The sequence below is a fragment of the Citrobacter sp. CK195 genome, assembly GCF_030333365.1.
Classification (GTDB): Bacteria; Pseudomonadota; Gammaproteobacteria; order Enterobacterales; family Enterobacteriaceae; genus Citrobacter_B; species Citrobacter_B koseri.
Genome location: NZ_JAOWGB010000003.1, coordinates 1 through 557 on the forward strand (window position 1 = coordinate 1; position 557 = coordinate 557).

Below are 557 nucleotides of genomic sequence, written 5' to 3' on the forward strand. Positions count from 1 at the left end.
GTCGCTGCCGCAGCTTCGGTGCATGGTTTAGCCCCGTTACATCTTCCGCGCAGGCCGACTCGACCAGTGAGCTATTACGCTTTCTTTAAATGATGGCTGCTTCTAAGCCAACATCCTGGCTGTCTGGGCCTTCCCACATCGTTTCCCACTTAACCATGACTTTGGGACCTTAGCTGGCGGTCTGGGTTGTTTCCCTCTTCACGACGGACGTTAGCACCCGCCGTGTGTCTCCCGTGATAACATTCTCCGGTATTCGCAGTTTGCATCGGGTTGGTAAGCCGGGATGGCCCCCTAGCCGAAACAGTGCTCTACCCCCGGAGATGAATTCACGAGGCGCTACCTAAATAGCTTTCGGGGAGAACCAGCTATCTCCCGGTTTGATTGGCCTTTCACCCCCAGCCACAGGTCATCCGCTAATTTTTCAACATTAGTCGGTTCGGTCCTCCAGTTAGTGTTACCCAACCTTCAACCTGCCCATGGCTAGATCACCGGGTTTCGGGTCTATACCCTGCAACTTAACGCCCAGTTAAGACTCGGTTTCCCTTCGGCTCCCCTAT

Annotated in this window: 1 rRNA gene; it reads right to left on the reverse strand. The window is 54.4% G+C overall.

Annotated features, from left to right (window positions below):
* Nucleotides 1-557 (reverse strand): 23S ribosomal RNA (locus OGX93_RS00020); the annotation flags it as partial.